At 46.9% G+C, this 21,028-nt stretch carries 18 protein-coding genes; 11 read left to right on the forward strand and 7 right to left on the reverse strand.

Features of this window, described 5'->3' with window-relative positions; all coding sequences use genetic code 11:
• Window positions 1-23 precede the first annotated feature (23 nt).
• From C1H71_RS05205 to C1H71_RS05230, 6 genes are all read left to right on the forward strand, one after another.
• Window positions 24-674 carry a DUF4390 domain-containing protein gene (locus tag C1H71_RS05205; RefSeq protein WP_130105621.1) on the forward strand — a complete coding sequence of 217 codons (651 nt, stop codon included), beginning with the start codon at window positions 24-26 and terminating at the stop codon, window positions 672-674.
• Complete coding sequence (locus tag C1H71_RS05210) at window positions 667-2,805, forward strand: sensor histidine kinase (protein ID WP_130105622.1); 2,139 nt, start codon at window positions 667-669, stop codon at window positions 2,803-2,805. The genes C1H71_RS05205 and C1H71_RS05210 overlap by 8 nt, the downstream gene beginning before the upstream one ends.
• Window positions 2,798-4,099 carry a sigma-54-dependent transcriptional regulator gene (locus tag C1H71_RS05215; protein ID WP_130105623.1) on the forward strand — a complete coding sequence of 434 codons (1,302 nt, stop codon included), beginning with the start codon at window positions 2,798-2,800 and terminating at the stop codon, window positions 4,097-4,099. The genes C1H71_RS05210 and C1H71_RS05215 overlap by 8 nt, the downstream gene beginning before the upstream one ends.
• Window positions 4,099-5,070: a hypothetical protein gene (locus C1H71_RS05220; RefSeq protein ID WP_130105624.1), complete on the forward strand. Its 972-nt coding sequence runs from the start codon at window positions 4,099-4,101 to the stop codon at window positions 5,068-5,070. Before C1H71_RS05215 ends, C1H71_RS05220 begins: the two co-directional genes overlap by 1 nt.
• Before the next feature lie 394 nt (window positions 5,071-5,464).
• Window positions 5,465-6,841: a Trk system potassium transporter TrkA gene (gene trkA, locus C1H71_RS05225; protein ID WP_130105625.1), complete on the forward strand. Its 1,377-nt coding sequence runs from the start codon at window positions 5,465-5,467 to the stop codon at window positions 6,839-6,841.
• Between the two features lie 8 nt (window positions 6,842-6,849).
• On the forward strand, window positions 6,850-8,310 hold the full coding sequence (locus C1H71_RS05230) for a TrkH family potassium uptake protein (RefSeq protein WP_223146049.1): 1,461 nt from the start codon (window positions 6,850-6,852) through the stop codon (window positions 8,308-8,310).
• A 356-nt stretch (window positions 8,311-8,666) separates the two neighbouring features.
• On the opposite strand, the gene C1H71_RS05235 is transcribed toward C1H71_RS05230, so the two are convergent.
• Window positions 8,667-9,449 (reverse strand): MetQ/NlpA family ABC transporter substrate-binding protein, encoded by a 783-nt coding sequence (locus C1H71_RS05235; protein ID WP_130105627.1) that lies wholly within the window; start codon window positions 9,447-9,449, stop codon window positions 8,667-8,669.
• Between the two features lie 253 nt (window positions 9,450-9,702).
• Between C1H71_RS05235 and C1H71_RS05240 the strand changes: the two genes are divergently transcribed.
• A complete protein-coding gene (locus C1H71_RS05240; protein WP_130105628.1) occupies window positions 9,703-10,437 on the forward strand; it encodes a YoaK family protein in 735 nt (244 codons plus the stop codon).
• Window positions 10,438-10,640: 203 nt separating this feature from the next.
• On the opposite strand, the gene sbcD is transcribed toward C1H71_RS05240, so the two are convergent.
• Window positions 10,641-11,414, reverse strand: a complete 774-nt coding sequence (gene sbcD, locus C1H71_RS05245; RefSeq protein WP_130105629.1) for an exonuclease subunit SbcD — start codon at window positions 11,412-11,414, stop codon at window positions 10,641-10,643.
• Between the two features lie 200 nt (window positions 11,415-11,614).
• Here sbcD and C1H71_RS05250 point away from each other — a divergent pair, with 200 nt between their 5' ends.
• The 3 genes from C1H71_RS05250 to C1H71_RS21775 all read left to right on the forward strand — a co-directional run bounded on the left by C1H71_RS05250 (window position 11,615) and on the right by C1H71_RS21775 (window position 13,968).
• The gene (locus C1H71_RS05250; RefSeq protein ID WP_130105630.1) at window positions 11,615-11,824 is read left to right on the forward strand and encodes a DUF2061 domain-containing protein; all 210 of its coding nucleotides are present in this window, start codon (window positions 11,615-11,617) and stop codon (window positions 11,822-11,824) included.
• Window positions 11,825-12,067: 243 nt separating this feature from the next.
• Complete coding sequence (locus C1H71_RS21770) at window positions 12,068-13,225, forward strand: hypothetical protein (protein WP_308418300.1); 1,158 nt, start codon at window positions 12,068-12,070, stop codon at window positions 13,223-13,225.
• Window positions 13,222-13,968 (forward strand): hypothetical protein, encoded by a 747-nt coding sequence (locus C1H71_RS21775; protein ID WP_308418301.1) that lies wholly within the window; start codon window positions 13,222-13,224, stop codon window positions 13,966-13,968. Before C1H71_RS21770 ends, C1H71_RS21775 begins: the two co-directional genes overlap by 4 nt.
• A gap of 627 nt (window positions 13,969-14,595) precedes the next feature.
• Here the strand turns inward: C1H71_RS21775 and C1H71_RS05260 are convergent.
• From C1H71_RS05260 to C1H71_RS05280, 5 genes are all read right to left on the reverse strand, one after another.
• On the reverse strand, window positions 14,596-15,705 hold the full coding sequence (locus C1H71_RS05260) for a VanZ family protein (RefSeq protein WP_130105631.1): 1,110 nt from the start codon (window positions 15,703-15,705) through the stop codon (window positions 14,596-14,598).
• A gap of 189 nt (window positions 15,706-15,894) precedes the next feature.
• Window positions 15,895-16,953 (reverse strand): polyamine ABC transporter substrate-binding protein, encoded by a 1,059-nt coding sequence (locus C1H71_RS05265; protein WP_130105632.1) that lies wholly within the window; start codon window positions 16,951-16,953, stop codon window positions 15,895-15,897.
• A gap of 162 nt (window positions 16,954-17,115) precedes the next feature.
• The gene (locus tag C1H71_RS05270; RefSeq protein WP_130105633.1) at window positions 17,116-17,889 is read right to left on the reverse strand and encodes an ABC transporter permease; all 774 of its coding nucleotides are present in this window, start codon (window positions 17,887-17,889) and stop codon (window positions 17,116-17,118) included.
• Complete coding sequence (locus C1H71_RS05275; RefSeq protein WP_130105634.1) at window positions 17,882-18,814, reverse strand: ABC transporter permease; 933 nt, start codon at window positions 18,812-18,814, stop codon at window positions 17,882-17,884. Before C1H71_RS05275 ends, C1H71_RS05270 begins: the two co-directional genes overlap by 8 nt.
• Before the next feature lie 8 nt (window positions 18,815-18,822).
• Window positions 18,823-19,911, reverse strand: coding sequence for an ABC transporter ATP-binding protein (locus C1H71_RS05280; protein WP_130105635.1), 1,089 nt, complete (start codon window positions 19,909-19,911; stop codon window positions 18,823-18,825).
• A gap of 745 nt (window positions 19,912-20,656) precedes the next feature.
• Here C1H71_RS05280 and C1H71_RS05285 point away from each other — a divergent pair.
• Window positions 20,657-20,917 (forward strand): DUF3391 domain-containing protein, encoded by a 261-nt coding sequence (locus tag C1H71_RS05285; protein ID WP_130105636.1) that lies wholly within the window; start codon window positions 20,657-20,659, stop codon window positions 20,915-20,917.
• The last annotated feature ends 111 nt before the right edge of the window (window positions 20,918-21,028 follow it).

Below are 21,028 nucleotides of genomic sequence, written 5' to 3' on the forward strand. Positions count from 1 at the left end.
CGCCATAGCTTGCGTTTGATACCATGCTGAAACCCAGCTTGGTTGCCGCCTCTCATCTGCAAGGCCAGCACCTGTTAAAGCTGGCTTTGTTTTGCATGGTTTGGCTCTGCTGCACCATGACGATTGTCGGCAACGTCTGGGCCGATGCTGGCGAGATTAAAGCGCAAAAAGTAGAAGCGAGCTTTGGCGATAATCGGATCGAGATCGCGGCTCGCTTTGATATATCGCTCTCCGATGATTTACAAGAAGCCCTTAAAAATGGCTTGTCGCTGAGCTTTGTCTACGAATTTCAACTGACTCGCCCACGCATCTATTCTTGGTATCGGCAAGTGGCCGATGGCTTTGGTCCCAATTCCTCACTGAGCTATCAATTGTCTTACCACGCACTTAGCCGACAATATCGGCTTCACGTTGGTAGCTTTTACCGAAATTTTCAAAATATTAACGAAGCGCTCGCCGCACTCGGCATTGTGCGCAATTGGGGCGTGCTTTACGACAGCAGTATTGCCCGTGATAAAGGCGGAGAATTTGCAGGTAAAGTACGCTTAAAGCTTGATCGATCGCGCCTACCTAAAACCTATCAGTTGACCGCATTTGGCCATGAAGAATGGCAGCTAGAATCGCCATGGATAGAGTTCACTAAGGTACGCGAAGAAGCCAGCAGCAATGAATAAACCCAAACTTCTGCTACTGGCCTCTCTGGGGACCATTCTTATTTTTTTACTTGCCACGGCCAGTGGTAATACCTCCGCTTTTGCCCAGTATTACGGCCTGCTACTGGTACTCAATTTATTGCTACTGAGTAGCCTGCTGTTTTTAGTCAGCTTTCGCCTCATTAATCTCATTAAAAAAGTCCGTGCCAAAGTATTTGGCTCTCGGCTTACCCTCAGAATGGTGTTGATGTTTGCCTTGGTAGCCGTGTTACCAGGCACGCTGGTTTACACCCTTTCTGTACAGTTCTTAAATCGTAGTATTGAAAATTGGTTTGATGTACGCGTCGATCATGCACTTGATCGCGGGCTGAACTTAGGCCATAACGCCATTGACTACCAGCTCAATGATTTAGTCCGCAAAGCCACAGTGATTGCGCTCGATATTAGCGATGATAGCAGCGCTGGGATGCTCTCGAGGCTAGGGCGTTGGCGTGAGCAAACCGGCGTGCAAGAGCTGTCTTTATTTGATGAGTCTGGCCATACCTTGGCGCATATTGGGGGTGAAAACGCCAGCTTATTCCCCATTCAGCCTGAACGCACCCAGCTACGCCAAGCAATGCGTGGCCCATTTAAAGTCATCGAACCTCATGCCGACCAAGGTCTCAGCATGCGGGTACTGGTGGCCGTGCGGGGCAGTAATTTTGGTGAGCGCACCCGCCTCTTGCAACTCATTCAGCCCGTCCCCAAACAACTGGCCGCTGATGCCGAGCTGGTTGAAAAAGTACGCAGCGATTACAAACAGCTCTCGCAATCTAGGCGAGGACTTAAACTTATTTACAGCTTAACCCTTACCCTAGCCCTCTTAATGGCCTTGCTGGGCGCGCTGGCCCTCGCCATTTACCTATCTAATAAGTTAGCCGCCCCGCTTTCGGTCTTGGCCGAGGGCACACGTGCTGTTGCCGCTGGGGATTACTCACAGATGCAGCCCGTCATCAGCCGCGATGAGCTAGGAATACTGACGCACTCCTTTAACCGCATGACACGACAGCTTTCTGAAGCACGCAGCACCCTTGAAACCCACCAAGCCGAACAAGCAGCCGGCAGAGCCCACCTTGGGGCTATTTTGGGATCTCTTTCGGCGGGTGTATTATCGTTTGACGATGCTTGGCGGCTCCGCTCTTCTAACCAAAGTGCCTTAAGAATTTTAGGAATAGACCCAGAAAGAATTGGCGAAGAATCGCTTTCAAACTGGCATTTAATCTACCCAGCACTTACACCATTTTGTGCTCAGGTCGCAGATAGATTACTATCAGAGCAAGATCAGTGGCAACATCAGTTAGAATTAGCAAATACGAAGCGGGTTTTACATGTACGTGGAACCCGTTTGCTAGATCAACAAGATTCATCGCACACGGGTTTTGTGGTGGTATTTGATGATATTACCGAACTCCTTTCCGCGCAGCGTGATGCGGCTTGGGGTGAGGTAGCCAGGCGTTTAGCGCATGAAATTAAAAACCCGCTCACGCCCATTCAGCTCGCCGCAGAACGTATGGAACATAAGCTTGCTGGTAAACTAGATACGGCCAGTGCCGAGCTTTTATCACGAAATACTCAAACCATTGTGCGCCAAGTTGGGGCACTTAAAGATATGGTGGATGCGTTCCGTGATTATGCACGGCAACCGAGCGGCAAGAAAAAGCCACTCGATTTTCAACAGCTGTTAACTGAAATTTTAGTGCTCTATGAAGCCTCACCCTTGATCTTAAAACAGATGAGTCATGAGCCTTTAATCGTGCTTGGCGACGCTACCCAGCTACGTCAAGTGATCCATAACCTCTTACAAAATGCTCAAGATGCCATCACTGGGCATGAAAATTCCGAAAATCCAAATCGGATTTGCCTTAAGATGGAAAAAAACGAGCGATTTGCAAGCTTAACCGTATCAGATAGCGGCAGTGGTTTCCCTGCAGAAATCCTGCCTCGGGTATTTGAGCCCTATATAACCACCAAGATAAAGGGGACAGGGTTAGGTTTAGCCATTGTAAAAAAAATAATCGAAGAACATCAGGGCCGAATACAGGCCGGCAACAGGGATGAAGGTGGCGCTTGGGTAAGAATCGAGCTGCCCCTCGCGGAGGAAGCAATTGGCTAGTCAGGATATTTTGATCGTCGACGACGAAGTCGGCATTCGTGAATTATTGTCAGAAATTCTGCAAGATGAAGGCTATGGCATTGTTTTAGCCGAAAATGCAGAAGCTGCTCGCAAAATCAGAAATCAATCTCAGCCACGCTTGGTGCTATTGGATATCTGGATGCCAGATACCGATGGAATCACTTTGCTTAAAGAATGGTCGCGAAATGGTCAGCTCACCATGCCTGTGGTGATGATGTCTGGCCACGCTACGATTGATACGGCAGTGGAAGCGACCCGTATTGGCGCGCTTGATTTCTTAGAAAAGCCAATTGGTTTACAAAAACTATTGGCCACGGTAAAGCGTGCACTTTCTTTACCTAGCGAAGTAGCTCCGCGTGCGCCAACGTTAGAGCGCTTAGGCTCAGGGCAGGCAATTCAAGAATTGCAGGCCACCTTAAGCCCATTACGCGGTAAAACTGGCCCAGTCTTATTGCTAGGTTTACCTGGCGTTGGCTTTGAGCATTGTGCTCGCTATTTAAATCAAGGTAGTGCGCCGTTTATTTCGCCGCCTTCGAATGAAGACTTAGCGCAAGCACCACAAGAGCTACTCAATAAAGCCACAGGTGGGATATTATTTCTACGAGATTTAGCTTGGCTAGATCGCCGTGCACAGCTTGGTTTAAAAAGCATCCTACCAAAATTGGAAAAACAACGTGTCCGCTTAGTGTGTGCTTCTAGCAAGCCACTGAGTGTTTTAGCGGGGCAAATTGAGCCTGAACTGTTAAATTTTATTTCTCAGCTCAGCATTGCCATCCCCTCTTTATCTGAGCATCGAGAAGATATCCCTGCCTTGGCAGAAAAGCTGCTTAATGACGCCATTGGCATGCACAAGCTAGGGCCACGTTACTTTAGCCCCTTAGCTTTGCAATTATTATCGCGCCAAGATTGGGCCGGTAATCTGGATGAGCTAGCCAATGTGGTAAAAAGCGTAGCAATTACCAGCCGCGATGGTGAAATAGATAGTGCGCCACTGGCCCGCTTACTTTCTCAGTTTTCACCCAATGGCAGCGTACATAGCGAAAACCACAGCCAGCACGCAGCAGGCTTGCCCAATATCGATCTCAGCCTGCCGCTACGTGAGGCTCGTGATCAATTTGAAAAGCTCTATATCGAGCGGCAAATTGATTTGTCTAACGGCAATATGAGTCGTGTGGCAGAAAAAGTGGGGCTAGAGCGCACTCACCTTTACCGTAAGCTGAAGCAACTGGGTATTGCGGTGCCAAAAAAGCAGCGCAGCACTGAGGAAGAGTAATGCCGCTTATCCCCTGTGATATAGACCGCTTAATTGCGAGTGCTGATGAAATCCTTGCATTACAGACTAACGAAAGCCTGCAACTGGCTAAGTTGGCACAAATGCAAGCGCACTCCATTGGCTATATCCAAGGGGAAGTTCGGGCGGGCCTCATTTTCGGCAAAGCCCAGTTAATCTTAGGTGAATTGCAAGGTGCCTTAAACACTTTACAGCTCACCCTATTGATGGCGGAGGATGGCTCCTTAGAAAAAGCGCAGCTACTAGAGCAAATTGCGCGGGGCCATTTTGACCTTGGAGACTCCACCCTTGCAGCCAAGCTTTGGCAAGAGTGCACGCAAATCGCACTGGTGCAGCAGCACTTCAGCCCGCTGATTCATGCACATATTGGCCTTGGCCAAATTCATTTTGGCTTTGAAAACTACCCCGCAGCCCTATATTCACACTACCAAGCGTTTGAATATTTGCACACGAGTAGCAGTACCGAACTGCGCTGCCAAGTTTACGCCAATATCGTGTTAGATTTACTCAGCCTAGAGCGCCAGAGTGAAGCTGCCGCTATGCTACAACGCCTACAAGATGCGGCACTGACCCAGCGCAGCCTCAGTACCGATATAGAAACCTACCGCTTAAAAGGCCTGCTTGATTTAGCGAATCAGCAAGTATCGGATGCAAGATCCCACTTTGCCACCGCTTTAAAAATTTGCCACCTACAAGCAAACCCATGGAGTGAAGCCATGAGTTTGCTTGGCTTGGGTCGCTGTGATCTAGCCGATCAAGCATGGGCAGCAGCCCTAGCACACCTCAACAAAGCCCTCGAGATAGCCTGTGGATTACAAAACCCACACCTGCTATGCAAAATTCATTTTGCGCTTAGCAGTTGCTACGAAGGGCTAAATGAGCTGCATACAGCTAAAATCCACCTCACAGAATACCTGCAGTTCAAACAGCTATTACAGCCTAAAGTGAGTTAAGGCTTAGTACGATGAGCGCCCCAATAAAAACCCATTGCAGCCACACCATCATCGGGACCGCTCTCGCTTTAAATATTTAATAGCGATATAAACCTGCACCATACAAAGATGATTTTTCTTAAGTCTTAGGTGAGAGCTAACCAGTCGTTCGCTAATACCATCTCGATTTTTTTTGGCGACAACACATGTCTTAAGCCACAAATCACGATAAAAATCAAAGGGTTACCCTCAACACACTGTTGTTCGCTATAAAAAGCCGTGTTCTATCCCCCCCTTTGATTCAATATTAAGTTTTTTACTGTGTAACATCCCCCTATAAATTGCATCAACAACACCCCATACTCTACGCCTTACGCTATCCTTCAAATGCATTAATACTTCGCATGGAATAATCGTGTCAAATATCTTAATTCTCGGCGCTGGCCGTGTTGGCGCATCGGTGGCTGAGCAACTAGTGCATGAGCGCTATCACGTGACCATCGTTGACGAAAACCCAGAGCAGCTTAAACCGCTGGCCGATCGGCTCGATCTTCGCACCTTGGTTGGCCATGCTGGTAGCCCTGCCGTGCTGGCCGCCGCAGGAGCCGCCGATGCGGATTTGCTGCTAGCCGTTACGCCACTGGATGAGCTCAATATGGTGGCTTGTAAGATTGCTTACGAATTATTTAATATTCCTACTCGCCTTGCGCGGATTCGTGACCCCGATTTACTCGCGCGACCAGAGTTATTTACCGACAATAATTTTGCGATTGATCATGTCATCACCCCCGCGCAAATTGTGACCGACTATTTAGTTAGCTTGGTAGCAACCCCCGAAGCGTTGCAAGTACTGGATTTTGCCGGTGGTAAAGCGCAGCTGGTAGCAATTCGGGTAGAAGCTGGCGCGCATATGGATGGGCAAGATTTAGCCACACTGGATAAGCTTTTACCTAAAATTGATCGACGCGTAGTATCAATTTACCGCAAAAATCACCGTATCCATCCCGATGGCAATACCGTGTTGCAAGTGGGAGACGAGGTGTTTTTCCTCGCCGCTACCGAGCATATTCGCGCCGTTATTAAAGAAATGCGTGGCACAGAAAAAGCCATCAAACGCATTACGCTTTCCGGCGGTGGCAACGTGGGCTATCGCCTTGCACAAACCCTGCAACATGATTATCAAGTCAAACTCATTGAAGCCAACAAAGAACGAGCCGCTTGGCTAGCCGAAGCGCTGCCGCACACCTTGGTGCTGCGTGGCGATGCCACCGATGAAGCGCTATTAGAAAGCGAGCTGATTGAGCGCTGCGATCTGTATTTTGCCCTGACCTCCGATGATGAAGACAATATTATGTCTAGCCTTTTGGCTAAACAGATGGGGGCGCGCAAAACCATCGCCATTATTAATCGCTCACGCTATGTCGATCTTTTGCAAGGCGGCAAGATTGATGTGGCGATTTCCCCAGCCATTGCCACCATCGGCTCACTACTTGCCCACGTTAGGAGTGGTGATGTTGTGGCAGTACATAGTCTAAGACGCGGCGCAGCTGAAGCGATGGAAATCATCGTGCACGGCACGCCCGCCACGAGCCGCGTCGTGGGCAAAAAAATCGATGAGATTAAACTGCCCTCTGGGGCCGATTTAGCCGCCATTGTGCGCGGTAACAAAGTACTGATCGCCCATGGTCACACCATGATAGAAAGCGATGATCATGTGATTTTATTTGTGGATAACAAAGCGCATATTCGCGAAGTAGAACAACTCTTTGCCGTAAAAATTGGATTTTTCTGATGCAGCTTATTCAGCGTGTGTTTCCCACGGTTAATATTTTGGCGCGGGTTGCCGCTATTTTTTCGCTATGGATCTTGATCCCAATTGCCGTGGCATGGTGGGAAAATGATGCAGGGCTACAGCCATTTATCACCGCCCTAGTTAGCTTACTTCTGTTTAGCGGTGTCTTAAGCCTCCTCACTCATCGCTATAAGCGGGAAATGAAATCACGCGATGGTTTTATTTTAGTGGTGGGGCTTTGGACCACCCTGCCCGCCGTGGCGGCGTTGCCACTGATGTTGTTTGATACACAACTCTCCTTTACCCACGCCTACTTTGAAACCATGTCGGCACTCACCACAACGGGTGCAACGGTGCTCACCGGTTTAGACCAGCTCCCCGCATCGATCAATTTATGGCGGCATCTATTAAATTGGTTGGGTGGCATGGGGATTATTGTGCTGGCTGTGGCGATTCTGCCCATGCTGGGTGTCGGCGGTATGCAGCTATTTAAAGCCGAAACTCCCGGTCCAATCAAAGATTCAAAACTTACGCCTAGAATCCGTGAAACAGCCAGAAACCTATGGGTAGTCTATGCCAGCCTCACGCTGATTTGCGCCCTGCTGCTTAAGTTTGTAGGGGGCATGAGCTGGTTGGATGCCGTTTGCCATGCGTTTGCCACCATGTGCTTGGGTGGCTTTTCTACGCACGATGCCAGCGTAGGCTTTTTTAACTCGCCTATTATCGAGGCAATTCTTATCGTGTTTATGCTGCTGGCGGCCACTAACTTCGCCACTCATTATCTAGCACTCACCGGCCGCAAATTTTCCAGTTATTGGAAAGACTCTGAATTTAAAGCCATGATTTTGATTATCGTCATTACCACCCTAGGCAGTGCAGCCTATTTGGTATGGCAAAAAACTTATGGCGACTATCTTACCTCGCTCAGGCATGTTGCATTTAATCTTGTATCTATCGCCACCGACACGGGTTTTGCTAGCATTGATTTTGGCCAGTGGCCGATTTTTGTACCTTTATTAATGCTGTTTTTATCCTGCATCACCGCCTGCTCTGGCTCTACCGGTGGCGGGATTAAAATGATCCGTACCTTAATTATGCTACGCGAATCTAAACGGCAAATGTCTACCCTGATTCACCCTAATGCGGTACATCCTTTACGCGTAAATGGCATGGTTATTCCTGGAAACATTGTCTTTGCCGTCATGGGTTTTATCTTTTTATACTGCATGAGTATTGTCGGACTAACGTTTATATTATTGATCTCTGGCCTCGACTTTTTATCCAGCTTTACCGCCATCATCGCCTGCATCAATAATGCAGGCCCTGGCCTTGGTGTCGTTGGCCCGGCATCTAACTACGGCGTACTCAATGATTTTCAAATCTGGGTATGTAGCTTCGCCATGCTGCTTGGCCGCTTAGAAGTATTCTCAGTACTGATTTTATTTACCCGCGTTTTTTGGAAATCGTAAGCTGTTATAGATATGTTTATCACCGGTTTTTTGCTTTCTCTATCCCTCTGCTTAGACGTTAGAATCGTTCATATTGCCCTGATGATACCAGCCTAAAGCATGGCCCTAGCAGCCTGCCGGACTTAAGCGATCGTAACGAGGGAAAGACCGGTTTGAGACAGATTTCGTGGGTTTTTGAGGTGAATAGCTGGCTATTCAACAAGAAAATGCGTGAAATATGGCCAAATCCGGCTTTTCCGTAGTAGATCAGTCTTAAGCCCGACAGGCTGCTAGCCCTGCAATGCAGATGGGGCTAGGCTCTTGCTTTGGCGATTTGGTTTGAGCGGTGGTGTCCTTGCTACTGCTGTTTCTTGCCATTAAAACGCTGGAACAACAGCACCCGCATATTTACCCTCAATATAGGTTTTAACTTGCTGACTCGTTAATGCCGCTGCTAGTTTTTTAATCGCCACGCTGTCTTTATTATCTGGGCGTGCTACAAGGTAATTCACATAGGGCGAGCTGCGATCTTCTAGGGCTAAAGAATCTTTAACCGGATTAAGTTTGGCTTCTAAAGCGTAATTAGTATTAATCAAAGCCAAATCAACTTGATCCAGCACACGCGCTAACATGGCTGCGTCTAATTCTTTAAACTTTAATTTCTTTGGGTTTTCGCTGATATCTTTAGGCGTTGAGAGTGCATTGGTTGGGTCTTTTAGCTTAATCACGCCAGATTTTTGTAACAGTAATAAAGCACGGCCGCTATTGCTACCTTCGTTTGGAATAGCCACCGTTGCGCCAATGGGCAAATCTTTTAATGATTTATATTTATGCGAATACGCACCAAATGGCTCTACGTGCACACCCGTTACAATCACCAAATGAGTGCCCTTGCCTTTGTTAAAGTTATCTAAATAAGGCTTAGTCTGAAAGTAATTTGCATCGATATTTTTTTGATCAACTTGCAAGTTTGGCTGTACGTAATCAGTAAATACTTTAATTTGTAAATCCACGCCTTCTTTAGCTAAAAGAGGCTTAATCAATTCTAAGATTTCTGCGTGAGGAACCGCAGTGGCGGCAATGGTCAGCTTTTCTACAGCTTGTGCAAAACCAGTGGCTAATAAAGCAGCGAGCACGCTAATAACTAAAGTGTTTTTCATGGTATTTACCTGTGATATTTTAAATTGCATTCATTTATTATCGGCTAACGCCTTGATCTGTCTGGATTCTAGTAAGGCATCTATTTATCAAGAAGAAATATTAAATAACTTATATATAACAAAACACGCTATAGATTAATTGGCCCTGTCATGCATCCCCTTAAAAAAACAAGTAAGCAAGAGTAATGTTGGCAAAATATCGGGGATATAAAAGCGAGTACAATCAAGGCTTCGCCAGCATTTGTGATCCGTCATGCCCTTTCACTATTTGCGTGAGCTCACTGCTCCAGAGCGTACCGAACGCAATAATATTCATCTTGGCGTCACCCTCTGTTTTGTTGCAGGTGCAACGAATGCAGGCGGTTTTTTGGCGGTAGGGCAATACACATCGCATATGACGGGGATTCTTTCTGGGCTTGCGGATAACTGGGTATTGGGCAATGTCTCTTTGATGTTTGGGGCTCTGGCTAGCGTGTTAATGTTTATGGCTGGAGCCATCACCTCCTCCCTATTGATTAACTGGGCGCGCCGCCGTGATAGACGCAGCCTATATGCACTACCGCTATTGCTAGAATCATTACTTTTACTGTGTTTTGGTTTATTGGGCGGCCAGCTTGATTCGCACTCAAACAGCCTTGTTCCGCTCACCGTACTGCTGCTTTGCTACATCATGGGGCTGCAAAACGCCATCATTACTAAGATTTCTAAGGCAGTCATCCGCACCACCCACCTTACCGGCTTGATTACCGATATCAGCATAGAGCTAGGGCGGCTTTTGTACTGGAACCGCAATCTTAATGCCCCTGATGAGATAAAAGTTTTATGCGATCGCAAACATTTAAAAGTGCAATCTAGCTTGGTATTGGCCTTCTTATGCGGCGCAATTTCTGGGGCCTATGGTTTTAATCATCTAGGCTTTAGCTCCACCATTTTTTTAGCGCTGATCTTAGCGATTCTTTCTGTTGGACCGATGGTTGAAGATTTTTAAGCAGCTTGACCTAGCAGCCTGTCGGACTTAAGCGATCGTAGCGAGGGAAAGACCGGTTTGAGACAGATTTCGTGGGTTTTTGAGGCGAATAGCTAGCTATTCAATATAACTGGGGTCAGAACAAAATTAAATCCTACTATGCTTAATGCTCTTAGAGCCAAAGAAAGCGGATTTAACTTTACTCTGACCCTAGTTATTTTGCTTTATTTTGCTTCATCAAAGCTCAGTGGAATCGGCGAGCCGCAGTAGCGGATATGCACAAAGCCACCGACTTTTTGCGGGCGATGAATATGCCCCAGCGCAATATAGTCAGCAGGTGGAAAAGCACTGGTAGGGAAGGCTTCCAGCGCGCCAACATAAATCTCCCGTACCGATTCACTGGCGCTTGCGCCAACCGTGGTGAGATGGCCGGTGGCGATAATGGGCAGCTGTGGCAAGCCAAGCGCCATGCGCGTATCCAAGGCCCGCTGATACAGCATTTGGTAGTGCTGAAAAATACCTGCTTGCAAGCTAAGCTGCTTTTCATCGCTGCTTTGCCCCGCCACGCTTTGCTGCACATCGCGCGCGCGGATAAAGGGAATCGCACATAGCACCGCCCCAGCGCTGCCGTCTTTTTGCTTGAACAACAAAACCTGCTCACCAGCATCCGCTGCCACGCCAGGAATTACACTGGTGTTGAGCTCCGCGAGCAGCGATTTGCTTTCGCCTAAGGTGGCTACCGAGTCATGATTCCCACCCAGAATAATCAGCCTCGTGCCTGTTTTGCTGAGGGCCACAATAAAGTGGTTGTAAAGCACACGGGCATAGCTGGGCGGCGAGCCGGTATCAAAAATATCCCCAGCCACCAAGATAGCATCGGCATTGTGAGTGGACGCAGCGGCCAGCAGCCAGTCTAAAAAAGACTGATGCTCAGCTTGGCGCGTCTTACCCATAAAGTGCTGGCCAAGATGCCAGTCCGAGGTGTGGATGATTTTCATGTGTGGGGAGTGGTGATTCATATGAAGGGGATTATGAAGGCTGGCAGTGGGGGTCTTGCCCTTCTTTGTATAATAAAAAACTACCAATATAAAAATTTGATAGATTTTTACTATCAAAATAGTATAAATATTCAATTGGTACTTAGCAATAGGAATGAATATCATTTGTATGAATGATTTTACATAAAGAGGATTAAAACATGGCAAAGACAATTACTTTTGCGATGGTGCACTTTAGCGTCGCTTTTAGTGTGGCCTATCTGATCACAGGCAGTATCGGCATGGCTGGTTTTCTGGCCTTAATTGAGCCTATGGTCAATACCGTTGCCTATTTTTTTCATGAAAAAGCATGGGATGCTTACCGGCTGCGGCGCAGTAAACATCCGCAAGGTGAGCATGTAGTGGCATAGCCGTGGATGGCCGCTACTCTGAGGTGCGCAGCTTATGAGATGCCGTTTTTAAATAGATTTTCTGAGAAAATCAAGCCCCGAAATATTCAGAAAATCAGTGTAATGAGCTACTACAGTGACTTGACTTTGTGCTCCTGACTTGCCGGTCAAATAGCAGAGAAATGTACTTCATTTCACCCATTCTGTGACCAGCATCGCCGTTGCACTTACTTATTGAGTTCTCCCTTTAAGAGGATCACTACAATGCGTATTGGAAACAATTTACATCATATGCAACCCGCAGCAATGGGTTCTGCCACTACCGTACAGGCTCAAAGTGCAAGCAGCCATGCTATCAGCAACACCAATAAACCGCTGGACCCACATCGAGTACGAGAACTAACACTCATTGGGGTAGGTAGTAGTGTGGCCTATCTGCTTAATGAACTTAATGGCCGTTTTGCGCAAGACAGAGAAACTTCACCATTTTCAGGAAAAGTCAGTATTGTTGGCAAGGAGGACGCTTGGGTCGCAAATGTTCGTGGCCAAGGCTATCTTAATCATCAAATCGAACTTGTCAGTCAATGGGGACAGCAGGTGCCAGCATATGATCCCAGTTATGCTGATCGTGACGAGTTCTCCAAAAGTAACCAATTACAATTAACACAAGCAGTAGAGTTGGGCGCAGAGCACTTGGAGCTGCTGGTAACGAGCATTAAGCGACTGGATGATGGATGCTTCCGAATCGTCTTGGACAATGGTCAGGTTATAGACAGTTGGCAAGTTGTATTGGGCTCTGGTGCCGGGCAACATACCAGCATCTGGAACAGTGCGACACCACACACCCAAGCAGAAAAACGACTAGACAATATCAAGCTTCATGAACAGGAAGCCTTGCTTGGCAAGGTCTTGGATCTTGATGAGTTTATGCGTATGACAGATGTTGATCCCTCGCGGTTCGCAGGAAAAACAGTCGTGATACATGGCCCCAACGCGGGGATTGACGCGGTTGAACGCGCGGGAGAGCTGGAGGCCAATGTCGTGTGGTTTACACGCAGCACCAACCCGTTGCTGCTAGATGGAAACCACCTGAAGTTTGCACCCGCTTTAGCTCAAAGTGCCTTGTATAAAGTGGATTCACTCGACATACATCCAACAAAGCAAGCGTTCGGGCCTGCATTGCGCCTAGACTACACCTCGCCAGGACAAGACATCGAAGAAGCATGCCACTCCTTGGAGGCGGACTACTACGTTTATGCTTTGGGGCAAGACATTCATAAGCCAGGAAGCGCTGGTGCAATGCTTGGGACCTGCTTCAGCAGCTGGAGCCTGTTTATGATTACGACCAAGTCTATAGCGACCAGCCATTTAAGACGATCTTGGGCTTACAAAGCCGTGGAACGAACAGCAGTAGCGGTTTGATCATTATCGGCGCCGCAGTTGCGCAGTTAGCGAGCAATGTCTCGCATAGTTACCTAGACCATGCAGCAGACCGAGTATTTGAGCAATTGACCAAACTGCCTGGTAACCATGCACAAGTGTTGTCACACCTGTTATTAGATGAGGCACCTTCACTACAAATCCAGGCTCAATTGCAAACAATGCAAGAGGATGGCATTCAATCGCCTGATATGCAGGTATTGCAACATCAAGTAAAGGATTATTTGACAGCCCGTGACTACTTTCAACAACAAGCAAACACGAAAAAAGGCAACCTGCGTGGGGTTGCCGCAGAGGTAGAAAATCAAACCTTGACCGAGGTGGCATCGGTTATCGTGTCTCCGCAGTTAGGCACGATCAAGGCCTCTGTTGCTGCCTTATCAGGGCTAATGCCAGCCTATGTAGCCAATGGCGATAATAATTTTACCACCGATAATCGCACCATGCTCCGCGCAGGTATTGCAGATAGATATCCAAACGTAGGCAACGCTGAAGCAAGTGGGTTTATCGACGAGGTAATTGGCTTGCGCCGCCTTGATCGCCAAAGATTTATTGATAAAATAGCCGCCGAAATGAATGACAATACAACCCAACCATTAGAGTCATTACCGCCCCCAGTACTAGGAGTTCCTGAGCCGGTCAGGACAGCTTATGAGGAGCGCCTGCAAAAATTGAATTCTGGAACCCGCGATGAGACGCCGTTAAGCCAGAGCTGGCTGCCCTAAAATAACTCATGAGGAAATGACGAATATTTGCCCCCATTCAGCGGTGTGTTTTTTGGCGGATTCTTTCTGGGCTTGCAGATAACTGGGTATTGGCCTTCTTATGCGGCGCAATTTCAGGGGCCTATGGTTTTAATCATCTAGCAGCCTGTCAGACTTAGACGGTCGAAGCGAAAAATCGCATGATCGAGACCAGATTTTGCCGGATTTGCAGCGCCAATAACGAGTTATTGGTCAAAAATCTGGTGAAATATAGGCCGATCAGGTGATTTTGCAGCTGACTGATGCTAAGTCCGACAGGCTGCTAGGCACAAGGCATTTGACGAAGGTAATAACAGGTTATTGTCGAGGAGCATCACGCAGTGAATGGCCATTTTCCGGCTCAGCCCTTCGGGTTTAGCCCATTTTTGGGGCTGCACGGCGTTAATGAAATACAGTGATGTAAAGGCTGCCCTGTGGCTTACCTCCAGAGACGATTTTATCTCCATTGAAGGTGTCCACATTTAGTGGCCTACCTCAGATGCAAAAATGAGGTAAAGAAAAGAAAGTTAATTTGAAAAATATAATAAAAATGCGCAGGAATAGTAATGAGCAGAATCTTCTACTTGAAGCCAAGTCAAGCTCAAACCTCTACCAAGACTCTTCGCGGGGAGGGCGAGCGGCTAGCCATAGTAGCAAGGCGATTGCGCCATAAGGCCATACATCACTAATCACCGCGGATAGGCCATTAAAGTGTAAAAGATGGCCATAGTGCCAACGAAACAGCGGTAGGGTTGCCGCCAGCTGTGGCACCAAGGGCCAAAACCAGCCGATCACCAAAGTGGCCGCCAAAGCGAGCGCCCCCAACAAGGCTCTTAGGCCACGATTTAAACGCCATAGCAGCAGCAAAGCCAGCGTGCCTAATAATCCACCCACGAAGATATTAAAATTCAGCCAAGCAAAAAACTGTGCAGGCTTAAGCAAAACCCCAGCAAACCCAAGCTTAAGTAATAAAGCCGTCAGTAGAGTAAAGCGAATCGCGGCGGGGCTTTGCCGCGTGTGACGCATCAGCACCGAAACAAATAGCGCGACACCCAAAAAGTGCAGCATCATGCCGCCACCTTCTAATAGGCGCAAAAATAGCTTGGCGTTTTCCATTGGCGATTCAAATGGCTGTGGCAAGCCTGGCGATTCAACCACCACGCCCAAAAAGGGTTGCGATGGATCCATCTGGGTGAGAAACCACAGCACCAACCAAGTGACACCCCATTCCACGGCTGGCCCGGGAGCAAACCAAGCGTGCCGAGCCGCTAAGCAGCGCGTTTGCCAATAGCGATTGCCTAAAATCATAGCCAAGAGCACGCCCAAAAAAGCACCAAAACTATTACTTAAAATATCTAGGTTTGATGCCACTCGGCCAGGTAAAAACTGCTGGGTGAATTCCACCATACAAGATAAAAGCACGCCCGAAAATTGCGCCAGCAATGGCCCTAAACGATTATTTTTTAATGAAATGGCCAGACTAAAGCCCAGCGGCATATAGGCCAGCACATTAATGCTGTTATCAAAAAAAGTGAAATAGTAAGGCAGAGGATAGGCATAGAAAGCCCAGATGGGCTCCCCAGTAAAACGCCAGCCAGTAAAGGGATACAGGCTCACCACCAAAATCACCAGCACGCTGCAAAAAAACACGTAGCGCGGCACCCGCGATGGGGTAATGCGACGAGCCAAGTAGCTGATATTAAAGGATATGTTTCGCATTAGCTAAGCAAGGCCAGCCTTAGGGTGGATTGACGCTTGATTCACATTACACGGAGCCATGAATCGAATGTCAACAGATCCGAGTAATTTAAGGATAAGAAGCAATATATAGGGCAGACCAAGGCAATCAACCTTGCCCACCCTACAAAAGCTGAGATGACAGGCTTGGGTGCCCAAACACCCTGCCGCCTATTTAGAGGTTTTAACTTGCGTCCACAAACGGCCTAAATCGCGGCGCTGTTTCGCATCCAATGGCTTGAGCTGCTGCAGTTTTTTTAAAGCGGCTTCATCAGGAAATACTGCGGTATTCTTTTTAATTTCAGCATTAACAAACGGGGCAGCAGCCGAATTAGGATTACCCGTGCCCACCATATTGGTCAGCTCGCTTGAGTTTTTGCCTTCCATCATAAAGTTAATAAATTTCAGCGCCAAATCAGGGCGAGGCGCTGATTTAAGCATCATCATATTATCAACAGAGAGGGTATTACCTTCTTTTTGCAAACCATAGCTCACGGTAAAGGCGCGCTTGACTGTTTTAGCATCTGCGGCCGCTTGAAACATATCACTAGAATAACCGTGTGCTACCCAGATATTGCCCAGCGTTAATTCTTTAATATAACTTTGCGAATTAAACGCAGCCCAAAATGGCTTTGCTTTAATAATGGTTTCTTGGGCTTTTTTCCACTCAGCTGGATTGGTCGAGTTAGCAGAAAAACCGTTATACATTAAGGATGCAGCAAATAGCTCATTAGCATCATCCAGCACGGTTACTTTGCCTTTAATTTTTGCCAAAATAGCGGTATCAAAAATAAGGGCCCAAGAATTAGACTCAACACCTAGCTCTTTAAGCTTAGTCTGATTAAAACCCAGCAAGGTAGTAGTGAATGAATACGGTAGGGAGAACTTATTGCCCGGATCAAACTGGCTATTTAAAAAAACTGGATTTACATTTTTAACATTCGCCAACTTGCTTTTATCTAGTGGCTGCACCATGCCTTGTTTAATCAAAGGCGGCATTGCAAAGCCAGTGGGCACAACCACATCGTAGCCCTTGGCACCGGCGGAAAGCTTAGCCAGCATTTCTTCCATTGCACCGTAATAATCTTGCACCACACGGCATTTACAGTCTGCTTCGAAGCGTTTTACCGTTTCTGGCGCAATATAATTGTTCCAGTTGTAAACGTGGAGCACTTCATCAGCATTTGCCATATTGGCAGCCAATAGCAGCGTGAATAATAATTTCTTCATGTCTCAAACACTCCAAAGCGGTTGAATAAAAAAGCAGTGCGATTATGCCCTAAATCTTAAGGCACTCTAAAAACAAAGGAACCCTTATGCTGGTTATCTATGTTTATAGGTACAAAATGCTGTTGCGCTTGGTATTGCCCATCAATACCAAACGCTGATGAACTATTTAGCGCGTAAAGCGCTTGGGGCTACTTTGCTGGCAATCAAAATTAAAGCAAGAGTTAGCAGCATTAATAAGGTTGAAATAGCGTTAACCTCAGGGGTTACCGCAATTCTAATCATTGAATAAATTTGCAATGGCAAGGTAGATGCACCCGCGCCTGCAGTAAAAAACGTGATCACAAAATCATCAATAGATAATGTAAACGCCATCAATGCACCCGCAATAATGCCTGGCATGATCAAGGGCATAGTGATCAGCCTAAATGCCTGTATCGGCGTAGCACCTAAATCGCGCGCGGCTTCTAGCAAGGATTCATCCATGCCTTGCAAACGGGAGCGCACCACAATCGCCACAAAACCAATACAAAATGCAATATGCGCTAAGGCAACTGAGAACAATCCCAGCGTCATATTCAGCATAACAAAAAACATCAACAGCGATACGCCCATTAATATTTCTGGGATAGCGATCGGGGTGAGCACCAAAACAGGTAAAAGCCGCAGCTTATATTTGTACATGGCAACACCTGCCAAGGTACCAAATATAGTGGAAAAAAAACTCGTTACCACACCAATTAATAATGAATTGCGGGCAGCCACCAGCATTTGCTCATCATTAAACAAAATGTGATACCACTTAAAGGTAAAACCTACCCACTCGGCATTAAGACGTGAATCATTAAACGAATACATCACCACAATAATCAGTGGCAAATATAAAAAGGCATAGGTGAACAAAGCCGCTAACCATAGCCATTTGTTTTGCTTAGTCATGTTTTTTTCTCCCACGGCTAATCAAGGTCGCTAAGGATGCTAATAGCAATACGGTGGCAGTGAGCATAATCGATAAGGTAGAACCAAATGGCCAATCTCGGCTATCTAAGAACTGCTGCTTAATTAGATTACCCACCATAATCCCATCAGTGCCTCCCACCAAATCAGGCACGGCAAACATCCCTAAGGCGGGAATAAACACCAAAGCAGCACCTGCCCAAATACCAGGCAAAGACAATGGCCAAGTAATCCGCCAGAAACGTTGCCAAGCTGACGCGCCCAAATCTTGCGCCGCATCTAAAAGGGCCATATCGTGTTTTTCTAAATTTGCATAGAGCGGCAACACCATAAACGGCAGATGCACATAGACCAGCACCACAATCACCGCAAAATGGGTAAATAGAAACTGCTGAGGGCCAACACCAAACCACGCCAATACGCTATTCACCGTCATAGCAAAATAGCCCTGCGGCCCTAAAATAATCATCCACGCATACACACGGATCAAAAAATTACTCCAAAACGGCAAGATCACTAATAGCACTAATAAATCACGGTATTTTTTTGGGCTACGGGCAATCAGCCACGCCAATGGATAAGCCAAAATAATGCAAAAAAAGGTGGTTAATCCGGCATACCAAAACGACTTAATAAATAACTGAACGTAAACGCCGTCTTCAAAAAAGCGAGTGAAGTTTTCTAAAGTTAGAAACTCATGCCAATTTTGCCAATTAATGAGTAGCTCACGCGCACCAGTATCTGCATTGATATCTACCAGCGGCATTAAGCCGCCATACTCACCCGGAAAACGAAACGCTGAAAAAATCATAATCAGCGTTGGCACGGCAAAAAAGATCACTAAATATAAGAGCGGCGGGCCAGAAATCAACCATTTCGCCAAACTGAGCGATTTAACTTTCGACATATCGCCCCCTAAGACAGCAAGAAGTGGCCGGCGTCGTAACGCCAAGCCAGCTCTACTGCATCATTATCATCAAAGAACTTAGCCCGCCCTGCGGCTGAATTTGGCAACATGGCCTCTACTAACATGCCGTTATCTAGCTTAACGATATACATAGTGACATCGCCCAGATAGAGGCAGTTATGCACCGTGCCTTTGAAGTGCACCTCATCGGCATCGCCAACATCAAGCGATGCCGCCAATTTTATTTTTTCTGGGCGTAAGCTCAACGTACCTGTTTGCCCAACCACCGCCCCCGCCACTGGCAAGGTTTCAGCTATGCCTACGCCAGCAATTTCTACCTGCATGCGCTCATTGCTAATCGATTTGATCGTGGCATCCAGCAAATTACATTGGCCAATAAAATCGGCCACAAAACGGCTTTTGGGGTAACTATAAATAGCTTCAGGCGCATCCAGCTGCTCTACTTGTCCCTTATTCATTACCGCAATCCGATGTGATAAAGCCAAAGCTTCGCCTTGATCATGGGTGACATACACAAAGGTCACGCCGACTTCTTTTTGCAGTGTAATTAATTCCATTTGCATTTGTTCACGCAGCTTGGCATCCAGCGCGGAGAGCGGCTCATCGAGCAGCAAGAGACGTGGGCGGTTCACTAGGGAGCGAGCAATGGCAACGCGCTGGCGCTGGCCACCAGATAGTTCATGCGGAAAACGATGCGAAAACTCTTGCAAACGCACGTCCTCTAAGATTTCGGTCACACGGGATTTAATCTCTGCAGGTGAGACTTTGGCCATTTTCAGCGGAAAAGCGATATTGTCGCCCACGCTCATATGCGGAAACAGCGCGTAACTCTGAAACACCGTGTGCACTGGGCGCTTTTCTGGCGGCACATTCGACATGTCTTTGCCATCAAGCAAAATTGCGCCAGAATCTGGCTGCTCAAAACCGGCCAGCATCCGTAATAAAGTGGTTTTGCCGCAGCCCGAGGGGCCAAGCAGGGTAAAGAATTCACCGGCTTCCACCGACAAGTTCACATGATTAACAGCAGTGAAATCGCCGAAAGTTTTTACGACGTCACGGATCTCCAGCAGGGCCATAGTCTTCTCACAAAAAAACGGTCGCTATTTTAACAAAAACATCGCAGTGATGTTGGTTTTATAGCCTACAGCCAAATGCAAATATCGAGGGCTAGTCCCCAGAACATTTAATGCGCCTGCTCGGTAATAATTGCTTATATCCAAAGCAGATAAGATCTTTAGATGCATACTCAGTCCTTTCAATACTGGCTAGTCGACCAGCTAAAAACAGGGCGTAAGCTCACACAGAACAAATGATCAGAGTAATCAGCAACCCGCAGTGAGCTGCTGCTACAAAGGAAATAGCCCCACATCAAGCCCCTTGATTGCTAGACTTGGCCAATATTGGGCGCAGCAAGCAGCCCTTTGTGATATTTTTTGAAATTTTTGGAGGCTAATTTCATGCGTTCTATATGCATCAGTTAATCTGCAAAACGATTAGAAAAGCTGATTAAGTGTCTGCAAATGCATTGATAACGTCATTTAGCAATCCTTTTACCATGCGAATTAAGTGCATTTTGCCATTGGCGATTACAAAAACTACCACCATAATGCTATTGACATGAAGCATAAAAAGATAGATGTAACCATAAGGAAATGGCTTAAGTGGATTGTAAATCCCTTACAATATGGCTTTAACTTTGTTTGAAAAATCTATTACTTACAAAAAACATAATCAATGGCAATAAAAAGACAGTCATTAATTTTAAAAAAACGACATTTCAGTGCTTCTGGTCATCTGAGTCAGCAATAAAGACATAATCAATTGGAAACACGCCTACCTGTATCAGCGCTACAAGCTGATTTATTTATTAGCGAACTTGATCGCCCTTGGATTGACACGCCTTTTCTAATTGAAGGTTTTTTGCTAGAAAGCGCTGAGCAGCTTGAGCAACTCAAAGAATACTGCCAGTTTGTGACAGTAGATATCGAGCGCTCCACAGGCGGAGTGGCGCGCTGGGGATTTTTGACCGAAAAAAAATTTAGCGCCCCCCCCTCTTTCCGCAGATTCAATATCAAACAGTAGAAATCAAAGAGCACATCACGCTGCTCAAAGAATTACGCCAGCTGTTTGCCAAGTGGTCGCAAAACAAAGCAACGACTGCGAATGCACCCTACGTTGAGCCGCAAATTATTA

Source organism: Iodobacter fluviatilis (genome assembly GCF_004194535.1).
In the GTDB taxonomy this organism is placed as follows: Bacteria; Pseudomonadota; Gammaproteobacteria; order Burkholderiales; family Chitinibacteraceae; genus Iodobacter; species Iodobacter fluviatilis_A.

Bases quoted from the DNA above. Each gene is read 5' to 3' on its own strand.
- C1H71_RS05250 (WP_130105630.1), top strand. From the start codon at position 11,615: ATGGCAAAGACAATTACTTTTGCGATGGTGCACTTTAGCGTCGCTTTT.
- C1H71_RS05280 (WP_130105635.1), bottom strand. From the start codon at position 19,911: ATGGCCCTGCTGGAGATCCGTGACGTCGTAAAAACTTTCGGCGATTTC.
- C1H71_RS05275 (WP_130105634.1), bottom strand. From the start codon at position 18,814: ATGTCGAAAGTTAAATCGCTCAGTTTGGCGAAATGGTTGATTTCTGGC.
- sbcD (WP_130105629.1), bottom strand. From the start codon at position 11,414: ATGAAAATCATCCACACCTCGGACTGGCATCTTGGCCAGCACTTTATG.
- C1H71_RS05265 (WP_130105632.1), bottom strand. From the start codon at position 16,953: ATGAAGAAATTATTATTCACGCTGCTATTGGCTGCCAATATGGCAAAT.
- C1H71_RS05210 (WP_130105622.1), top strand. From the start codon at position 667: ATGAATAAACCCAAACTTCTGCTACTGGCCTCTCTGGGGACCATTCTT.
- C1H71_RS05270 (WP_130105633.1), bottom strand. From the start codon at position 17,889: ATGACTAAGCAAAACAAATGGCTATGGTTAGCGGCTTTGTTCACCTAT.
- C1H71_RS05235 (WP_130105627.1), bottom strand. From the start codon at position 9,449: ATGAAAAACACTTTAGTTATTAGCGTGCTCGCTGCTTTATTAGCCACT.
- C1H71_RS21770 (WP_308418300.1), top strand. From the start codon at position 12,068: ATGCGTATTGGAAACAATTTACATCATATGCAACCCGCAGCAATGGGT.
- C1H71_RS05205 (WP_130105621.1), top strand. From the start codon at position 24: ATGCTGAAACCCAGCTTGGTTGCCGCCTCTCATCTGCAAGGCCAGCAC.
- C1H71_RS05260 (WP_130105631.1), bottom strand. From the start codon at position 15,705: ATGCGAAACATATCCTTTAATATCAGCTACTTGGCTCGTCGCATTACC.
- C1H71_RS05240 (WP_130105628.1), top strand. From the start codon at position 9,703: ATGCCCTTTCACTATTTGCGTGAGCTCACTGCTCCAGAGCGTACCGAA.
- C1H71_RS05220 (WP_130105624.1), top strand. From the start codon at position 4,099: ATGCCGCTTATCCCCTGTGATATAGACCGCTTAATTGCGAGTGCTGAT.